Genomic DNA, 8749 nt, shown 5'->3' with positions numbered 1-8749 from the left:
ATTGCCCGATTTCGACGCGGCATGGCAGCGGGCCTTTTATGACGCCCTGACAATTATTGAAACCGGTATGCTGGAAGTAAATCCGGAGGACCAGTGGATGGAAATCGGGGACGATACCGGCGAGGTTATAGCTGCTCTCACCTTTCGACGAGAGTTAGCGACCCACTGATCTGTGAAGCAAGGCGTCATCATCCCGTCGAGCCGCAAGAGGTACTGGGCCGTGCTCCGCGCCTGCAGTCCCCCTTGCCGCTGCGGGTCATCGGCTTGGTCCACGATTACCTGGCAGTTGCGCTCCGGCCGCCGGTGCGTCATGAAATCCGGTACATCTGGGACCAGCCATGACGCCTGACGCCGACAACACGCCGCGACCTGAGGACTTAGCCGATAGCTCTGCACTGGCAGATGCGCTTGAAAGTGATCGCTTCAGGAAATTCCTCGACCACATCCCGTTTGCGGTTGCCGTTGCCGAGCTGATGCCGGCGGAGCGCATCATCTATGCCAATCCCGAGTTCCAGCGGCTGGCAGGGACGACGGCGGCCTCCCTCGAAGGCAAGACCTGGACCGCATTGCCCGACACCATCACATCCGAAAACAGCGGAAAGCCGCTGGGCGACGTGCTGGTGTCCGAAAGCGACTATCTGGGTACCTTTGTCATTCCAGGCAGCTCAGTGGAACTGATTGCGGACGCGTGGTCGAACGTCATCGAGGACGACAGCGGCAAGGAGACCTATCGGCTTGTTGCGCTGTCTGAAACAAACAACCACCCCACGAACGAAACCGGCGAGGACTACCGGCAGCAGGTGGTGGAGAAGGACACGCAGCTGCGCGAGCTTCAGCACCGGGTCAAGAACAACCTGCAGATGATCACGGCCCTGATCCGGCTCGAGGCTCGAAACCTGCCTGACAAATCTACCGGCGACAGATTTGACACCCTTGCCGGACGCGTCGAGGCGTTAGCCCTGCTTTACCGCTCTCTCGCGGCCGAAGGTGCCGGCGACACGGTCGACCTGGGAGTGTATGTCAGCCAGATCGCGTCGGCCGTCATGACGGCGCATGCCGTGGAGGGTATCCACCTCAATCTGCAGGTCGATACGTGGCCGGTCGCCGTCGACGTCGCTCTCCCCACCGGTCTGGTGATCAACGAGGTTCTCACCAATTCCCTCAAGCACGCCTTCGCGGATGGCGATGGCGGCACCATCACCCTCAAATGCCTTGTCGACGACTCGGGATGCAAAGTCCTCATCAGCGACGACGGCAAGGGCCTTCCCGAAGGCGCTACCTGGCCGCCGGCGGGAAAGATGTCCACGATGATCGTCCAGTCGCTCAGGGAAAATGCCCACGCCGCGTTCACGGTCGAGTCGAGCCCCGGCAAGGGCATGAGCGTCTCGATCTTCTTTGCCCGCAGGCATGCAATCCCCGAGGCTGGCTAGTTCGAGGGCCGGCGTCCGCTCCGCTCTGCAACCGGCTCTCGGTACGTTTGACGGCACGCTGACGGCAGCGGATCGCAACCCGTCTCTCGGCCTCAGCGCGCGAGGTTGCTGGCACTGGCCCGGACGATCAGCCGCGGCTCGAACAGCTCAACCTTCCCGGTCGGCGCCGATTTGCTGCGGATTTCAGCGAGCAGCGTGTCGATGGCGCGCTGGGCCATCTGTTCGACCGGGGCGGACACGACAGTGGGCGGCGGGCTCATGATGTTGGCGAAGTCGAAATCGTCGATGTTGACGACCGACAGGTCGGCGGGAACGCTGAGCCCCATCTCCTGCACGGCATTGAGGACGCCGAGCGCCATCATGTTGGAGAGCGCGAAGATGGCGGTCGGCGGGTCGGGCTCGGCGAGCAGGCGAAGCGTTGCGTCATGCGCCGTGGCCTGGTCGAAGCGGCCTTCGATCAGCAGCCGCTGTTCCAATGCAATGCCATGCGCCTCGAGCGCCGCGAGGTAGCCGCGCAATCGATCCTCGCCGGTGATGATGTTGGGGCGGCCGGTGGTCACGGCGATCCGGCGGTGCCCCAGCCCGATCAGGTGCTCGGTCGCCAACCGCCCGGCGGTGACGTTGTCGAGCTTGATCACGTCATACGGAAGTCCGGTGACGAAGCTGTCCAGCAGCACCGTCGGCACATGGATCTGCTCGGCGAGGCGCGCACCATGCTCGGCGTCGGAGCGCGTGGGAATGATGATGAGGCCGGCGACACGCTGCATGCGCATCATCTCGAGGATCTGCCGCTCCCGGTCGTCGTCCTCGCTGGTCGAGTAGACCGCGTCCATGTAGCCCGCCTCGAGGCAGGCCGACTCCACCACCTTGGCCACCTTGGCGAAGTGCGGGTTGGTGATATCGGGGAGGATCAGCCCGATCAGCCGCGACTGCCCCATCCTGAGGCTGCGGGCTCCGCCATGCGGCACGTAGCCGATCTGGCGCACTGCCGCCTCGACCTTGGCGATCACATCCTCGCTCACCGGAGCCGACCGGTTGATCGCTGCCGAAGCGGTCGAAATCGCCACCCCCGCCAAGCGGGCCACGTCCTTGATGGTGGCCAAATCGATCCCCTCTGCCCCGGCCCTCTTGCCAAGGGCGCGCCGAAATGCACTATACGAAACGTTTCGTGCACGCAAATTGATGTCGCGATGCGGGAGATCATCCGCGTCGGCAGTTAGACGAAACCGGAAAACGAAACGTTTCGACCGGAAGACCGGCGAGGCGTCAATGCGCTGGAGACGGCGCCAAGGGAGGATATCCAATGCTAAAGCTTTCACGGCGCAGCCTGCTGCTGTCTTCTGCTGCGCTCGCCGCCGGCGCCGGCCTCGGGGTCGGGCGCGCCTTCGCCCAGTCGGATGCCACCGCCACGCTGAAGCTGCAGGGCTTCGGCGGCGAGGCGCAGCTGGCTTCGATCAACAACGCCATCAAGCGCTTCAACGCCAAATACCCCAATGTCACCGTCGAAGTGGAAATGGACGCCATTTCCACCGGCTGGGGCGACTACGTCACCAAGGTGCTCGGCCAGTTCAATGCCGGCGCCGCGGCGGATGTCTACGGCACGGCGATCGAGACCTTCCAGGCCTTCTCGTCGCGCGGGCTGTGGCTGGGGCTCAACGATTTCGTCGCCGCCAATACCGGCTTCTCGGACTTCGCGCCGAGCCTGTTCGAGCAGGGTTCCTACAATGGGGAGATCAACTACATCCCCATCGGCTGGAACAACATCATGATCAACTATAACCGCGACCTGTTCGACAAGGCCGGGGTTCCCTATCCGGCGAACGGCTCCTGGACCTGGGAGGAGTTCCGCGAGGTGGCCAAGAAGCTCACCGTCAAGGACGGCTCGGGCAACGTTACGCAGTTCGGCTATGAAGTCCCGAACCAGAACTTCTTCATCCAGCCCTGGTTCTTCTCGAACGGCACGGGCGTGCTCAACGACGACTGGTCGGCCTCCAACATGCTGGACCCCAAGGTCGCGGAGTCGCTGCAGTTCCTCTACGACCTGATCCATGTCGACGGCGTCTCGCCCATCCCGGGCAAGGACACCATGGACAACCAGTTCTTTGCCGGCCAGGTCGCCATGATCAGCCGCGGCCACTGGATCGTCGAGAACGCCAAGGCCAACAAGCTCAACATGGACATCGCCAAGGTGCCGTCCAAGGAGAGCGACACCACGGTGATCGGCTTTGGCGGCTACGCCGTCAACAAGACGACGGCCAATCCCGACCTTGCCAAGGCGCTGATCCTCGAACTCACCAGCGAAGAGACGCAGAAGGAAGAGGGCGAAGGCGGCGGCGGCGTGCCCGGCCGCAAGTCGGCGGCCTCCACCGAAGGCTTCCTCAGCTTCCCGCCTTCGGCTGCGCTCTACTACGAGACGCTGCCGCACACCAAGGCAGTGCCCTCCCCGGCCAACTTCCAGGAAGTCGAGAAGATCTTCATCCGCTACTACACCGCCATGATGGCGGGCGAGGTCTCGATCGCCGACGGCGTGAAGCAGGCCGATGCCGAGCTCAACGACTCCTTCGCCCGGCTGAAGCAGCAGATGGGCGGCTGACCGTCTCTCCGTCCGTCCGGGCACCGCCACAAGGCGGGACCGGACGGCTCCCTGATCTCGCAGCACTTGGAGGCTTCCCGCGAAAGCGGGGACCTCTGTTACTTCTCGCGCGATCGCAAACGGAGGTTCCCGCTTTCGCGGGAATGACCCGGTGAAAGCATGGCAACACCTTCTTTAGCCGGAACAGTCGGCCCGACCGTGACCGCAACCAAATCCAAGCACCGCCCATCCGAGCTGGCCCGCGCCCAGGCGCGTACCGGCTACCTCTTCGTGCTGCCGACGGCGGTGCTCTACCTGACCTTCGTCCTCGCGCCGGTGGTGCTGACCTGCATTCTCGCCTTTGCCTACTACGACCCGATGATCGGCTCGCGCTGGGTCGGCTTCGACAATTTCGCGCGCTTCTTCTCGAACGGGCGCTCGGTGCAGATCCTCTGGAACACGCTGCGCTTCACCTTCTTTGCAGTGACCTTCAACGTCTCGATCGGCCTGATCCTGGCGCTGGCGCTCAATCGGATGATGCCGAGCTGGCTCTTGTATTTCTTCCGGCTCAGCTTCTTTTTGCCGGTGATCATCGCTGCGGCATTCGTCTCGATCGTCTGGACCTATTTCTACGGCGACGACCTCGGGGTGATTAACTACTTCCTTCGCGTCGTCGGCCTGCCGGGTGTGCGCTGGCTCACCGATGCGAACCAGGCGATGACCTCGATCATCATCATGGACGTGTGGAAGAACACCGGGTTCTTCATGATCATCTTCATCGCCGCCCTCCAGGGGGTGCCGAGGAACATCCTCGAAGCGGCGGTGATGGACGGCACCCCCGCCTGGCGGCAGTTCCTCCGCATCACCCTCCCCTACATTTCGCCCGTGGTGTTCTTCTGCATCGTCTATGCCTCGATCGGCGCGCTGCAGGTGTTCGAGTCGATCGTCATCCTGACCCAGGGGGGGCCCGGCGACTCCACCCGCTCGCTTTCCATCCTCATTGTCGAGGAAGGCTTCGGCAGCTTCCAGATCGGCTACGCTGCGGCGATCTCGGTGGTGATGACCGTGCTCATCCTCTGCATCACTGCGGTGCAGCAGCTTGTCTCGCGCAAGTGGGTGCAGCAATGAGCGCCATGATGCAGACCCGCGCCGCCAAGCGCTGGATCGACTGGGCCATCATCCTCTGCATGGTGCTGCTGGCGATCTGCATGCTGCTGCCATTCCTGTGGCTGTTCTCGATGTCGTTCCGCCCGGTGGCGGACGCCTACAAGATGCCGCCGAGCTTCCTGCCACCGAGCCTTGATTTCTCGAACTATGTCGCGGTGCTGAGCTCCAAGGTGCCGTTCGTCCGCATCTATCTCAACTCGGTGCTGATCGCGCTGGTGGTGACGGTCGGCCAGCTGGTGACCTGCACGCTCGCCGCCTTCGCCTTCTCCCGGCTCAATTTCCGCGGGCGGGACGCGCTGTTCTTCATCCTGCTCGTCGGGCTGATGTTCCCGGCGCAGGTGACGATCCTGCCGATCTATCTGGGCTACGCCAAGGTCGGGCTGATCAACCAACCGATCGGGCTCGGGCTGATGTACCTCACCTCGAGCTTCGGCGTGTTCCTGATGCGCCAGTTCATGCTCAGCCAGCCCAAGGCGCTGGAAGAGGCGGCGCTGATGGATGGCGCGGGCTACCTGAAGATCTTCTGGCGTATCTCGCTGCCGCAGTTGCGCCCTGCCCTCTCGGCGCTCGGCATCATCACCTTCACCCAGACCTGGAACTACTATTTCCAGGCCAAGGTGCTGCTCGGCAAGCAGGACCAGATGACCCTGCCGCTCGCGATGGATGTGCTGCGCGGCTACATGGGCGCCGGCAATCTTTCGGTCGTGATGGCCGCCATGAGCATGTCGATCCTGCCGGTCGTGCTGCTCTTCCTCATTGCCCAGAAGTTCGTGATCGAAGGCATCACGATGAGCGGCATCAAGAACTAGCGGGCGGAATGAACATGATCTCGCCACAGACGCCTCCCTCCCCCTTGAGGGGAGGGATCGAGGGAGGGGGTGGCGCCGTCATCACCGATGGACCCCCACCCCCTGCCCCTCCCCTCAAGGGGGAGGGGAGCACATCCACCAGCCCAAAGAACTCCAGGAAATTCAGCATGTCGTGGGACGATCTCGCCTCCATTGAGCCGCGCTTTCACTATGCCGGCGAACGCTCCCGATACATCGCCTTCCCGCTCGGCGGCATCGGCTCGGGTGGGCTGTCCATCTCGGGCAGCGGCCGGCTGGTCGACTGGTCGATCCGCAACCGGCCGGCCCTGCAGGGCTATAACGGCTACTCGCACTTCGCCATCAAGGCCGAGAAGGACGGCACGCTGCTCGATGCGCGCGTCCTCAACGGGCCGTATGACCTCAATCCCTCCGGTGCGCCCGGCCTGCGCAGGATGTTCGACGGCTTCGGCCATGGCGCCAACCGGCAGACGCTGGCGGGCGTGCCGCATTTCAAGTCGGTGGATTTCTACGGCCGCTTCCCCACCGCCGACCTGGTGTTCAGCGATCCGCATTTCCCCGGCGACGTCAGGCTTACCGCACTCTCGCCGTTCATTCCGCACAACGACCGCGACAGCTCGATGCCGGTGGCGATGTTCGAGTTCGAGATCGTCAACCCGACTGCCGACGCGCTGACCTATACGCTTGCCGGAACGCTCGGCAACTACGGCTCGAACAGCGGTCGGCATACTTTCTCGCAGGCCGACGGAATCGCGTCGCTGCAACTGACCTCGACCGACTCCGAACTGCCGGAGACGCAACGCGGCGACCTCACCATCGCCACCGACGCCGAGGACGTCGACCACACCGATCACCACTATCGCGGCCAGTGGTTCGACGATCTCGCGGTGTACTGGAAGGAGTTCGCCCGTCCCGGCCGGCTGCCCACGCGGCATTACGACCAGCCGCGCACGTCCAGGCACATGAGTCTCCAGCCCGAGCACGGCACGCTCGGCGCTCGCGTCAGTGTGCCGGCCGGTGGCCGCAGGACCGTGCGCTTCGTCATCTCCTGGAGCTTCCCCAAGGGCGATATCTACTGGGCCTTCCGCAACAAGCCGGACGGCGTGATCCCCGACAAGGCAACCCCGAGCTGGACCAACTACTACGCCACGCAATGGGGGGACTCGACGGCCAGTGCCACCGACGCACTGCAGCGGTGGGACAGCCTCGCTGATGCCACCACCGGGTTCCGCGACGGCCTGTTCGGCACAACGCTACCGGCCGAGGTGAAGGACGCGTCGTCGGCGACGCTGGCGCTGCTGCGCACCGCCACGGTGATCCGGCTGGAGAATGGCGCGCTCTGGGCCTGGGAGGGCCAGCACACCAATGACGGCTCGTGCGAGGGCTCGTGCACGCATGTGTGGAACTACCAACAGGCGCTGGCGCACCTGTTCCCCGCGATCGAGCGCACGCTGCGCGAGACGGAACTCACCTACAACATGCTGCCGACGGGCGGGCTGACCTTCCGCCAGAAGCTGCCGCTCGGCTCGAGCTTCGACATTATCGGGCCCTGCGTCGACGGTCATTTCGGCGCCATCATCAAGACGTTCCGCGACTGGAAGCTTTCCGGGGACACCGAGTGGCTGCGCCGCTACTGGCCGCAGGTGAAGCGCGCCATCGAGTACGCCTGGTCGGCGGAGAATCCGGACCGCTGGGACCCCGGCGAGACCGGCATCCTCTCCGGCCGCCAGCACCAGACCCTCGACATGGAGCTGTTCGAGCCTAATTCATGGCTGGGCTCGATGTACGTCGCCGCCCTCCTCGCCACCGCCGAGATGGCCGAGGCAATGGGGGATGTCGCCTTGGCAGAGAAGGCCGCGCGGCTAGGCAAGGCCGGGGCCGACTACATCGACACCGAACTCTTCAACGGCCGCTGGTTCATCCAGAAAATCGACCTCGGCGACAAGTCGGTGCTGACCCCGTTCGATGTCGGCCGCAACGCCGGCGTGCTGGCGGACGGCTTCATGGAGACCTACTGGTCCGACGAGTTCTCCGAGCTCAAGTACCAGATGGGCGAGGGCTGTATCTCCGACCAGATCCTCGGCCTGTGGCACGCCGAAGTTGCCGGGCTGGGACAGTTCCTCGACAAGGCCAAGGTCGCAACCGCGCTGCGCTCGGTGCATCGCAACAACTTCAAGCCGAGCCTCGAGGCGCATTTCAACCCCGGCCGCAACTATGCCTACGAGGATGAGGCCGGCCTGTTGATCGCCACCTATCCCGAAGGCATCCGCCAGCCGATGGTCGCCGCGCCCTACGCCGAGGAAGTGTGGACCGGCATCGAGTACATGTCGGCCTCGCACATGATCATGAACGGGCTCGTCGACGAGGGCATGGACGTGGTCCGCGCCGCCCGCAACCGCCACGACGGCAGCCGCCGCAACCCGTGGAACGACATCGAATGCGGCTCGTACTACGCCCGCTCGATGTCGGCCTGGCAACTGGTCAACGCCTTCTCGGGATTGCAGGCCGATTTCGTCGCCGGCACGCTGAGTTTCGATCCGAAGTCATCCTGTGACTATCGCCTGTTCTGGTCGGCGGGCCAAAGCTGGGGCGAACTCTCGCTCCTCGGCGGCCAACTCACCCTGAGCGTGAAGGCTGGCGCGTTGCAGCTCTCGAGCTTGACGGTTGCCGGCAACACGCAGAGCTTTGCCCAGCCGCTGCGGCTCGCCGCCGGGCAGTCTTTCCAGTTCGGGGCTCTCTGACCCATGGCCAAG

At 64.1% G+C, this 8749-nt stretch carries 6 protein-coding genes; 5 read left to right on the top strand and 1 reads right to left on the bottom strand.

Annotation, left to right across the window (positions count from 1 at the left end):
- The first annotated feature begins 338 nt into the window (after positions 1-338).
- Positions 339-1430 (top strand): histidine kinase dimerization/phosphoacceptor domain -containing protein, encoded by a 1092-nt coding sequence (locus tag JWQ89_RS13690; protein ID WP_299641885.1) that lies wholly within the window; start codon positions 339-341, stop codon positions 1428-1430.
- A gap of 92 nt (positions 1431-1522) precedes the next feature.
- Here JWQ89_RS13690 and JWQ89_RS13685 read toward each other — a convergent pair whose 3' ends face one another.
- Positions 1523-2533 (bottom strand): LacI family DNA-binding transcriptional regulator, encoded by a 1011-nt coding sequence (locus JWQ89_RS13685; protein ID WP_299641883.1) that lies wholly within the window; start codon positions 2531-2533, stop codon positions 1523-1525.
- A gap of 200 nt (positions 2534-2733) precedes the next feature.
- On the opposite strand from JWQ89_RS13685, the gene JWQ89_RS13680 reads away from it, so the two are divergent.
- The 4 genes from JWQ89_RS13680 to JWQ89_RS13665 all read left to right on the top strand — a co-directional run bounded on the left by JWQ89_RS13680 (position 2734) and on the right by JWQ89_RS13665 (position 8737).
- Positions 2734-4023 carry a sugar ABC transporter substrate-binding protein gene (locus JWQ89_RS13680; protein WP_299641881.1) on the top strand — a complete coding sequence of 430 codons (1290 nt, stop codon included), beginning with the start codon at positions 2734-2736 and terminating at the stop codon, positions 4021-4023.
- Positions 4024-4221: 198 nt separating this feature from the next.
- On the top strand, positions 4222-5130 hold the full coding sequence (locus JWQ89_RS13675) for a sugar ABC transporter permease (RefSeq protein WP_299641880.1): 909 nt from the start codon (positions 4222-4224) through the stop codon (positions 5128-5130).
- On the top strand, positions 5127-5978 hold the full coding sequence (locus JWQ89_RS13670) for a carbohydrate ABC transporter permease (RefSeq protein WP_299641878.1): 852 nt from the start codon (positions 5127-5129) through the stop codon (positions 5976-5978). Before JWQ89_RS13675 ends, JWQ89_RS13670 begins: the two co-directional genes overlap by 4 nt.
- A gap of 167 nt (positions 5979-6145) precedes the next feature.
- Positions 6146-8737, top strand: coding sequence for a GH116 family glycosyl-hydrolase (locus JWQ89_RS13665; protein WP_299641877.1), 2592 nt, complete (start codon positions 6146-6148; stop codon positions 8735-8737).
- Positions 8738-8749 lie beyond the last annotated feature (12 nt).

It is taken from the genome of Devosia sp. (genome assembly GCF_028290645.1).
In the GTDB taxonomy this organism is placed as follows: Bacteria; Pseudomonadota; Alphaproteobacteria; order Rhizobiales; family Devosiaceae; genus Devosia_A.
Note: the sequence above shows the minus strand (reverse complement) of the source record. Positions and strands in the feature narration are given on the sequence as shown.

Coding starts and splice junctions, on each gene's coding strand:
- JWQ89_RS13665 (WP_299641877.1), top strand. CDS start 6,146: ATGTCGTGGGACGATCTCGCCTCCATTGAGCCGCGCTTTCACTATGCC.
- JWQ89_RS13670 (WP_299641878.1), top strand. CDS start 5,127: ATGAGCGCCATGATGCAGACCCGCGCCGCCAAGCGCTGGATCGACTGG.
- JWQ89_RS13680 (WP_299641881.1), top strand. CDS start 2,734: ATGCTAAAGCTTTCACGGCGCAGCCTGCTGCTGTCTTCTGCTGCGCTC.
- JWQ89_RS13690 (WP_299641885.1), top strand. CDS start 339: ATGACGCCTGACGCCGACAACACGCCGCGACCTGAGGACTTAGCCGAT.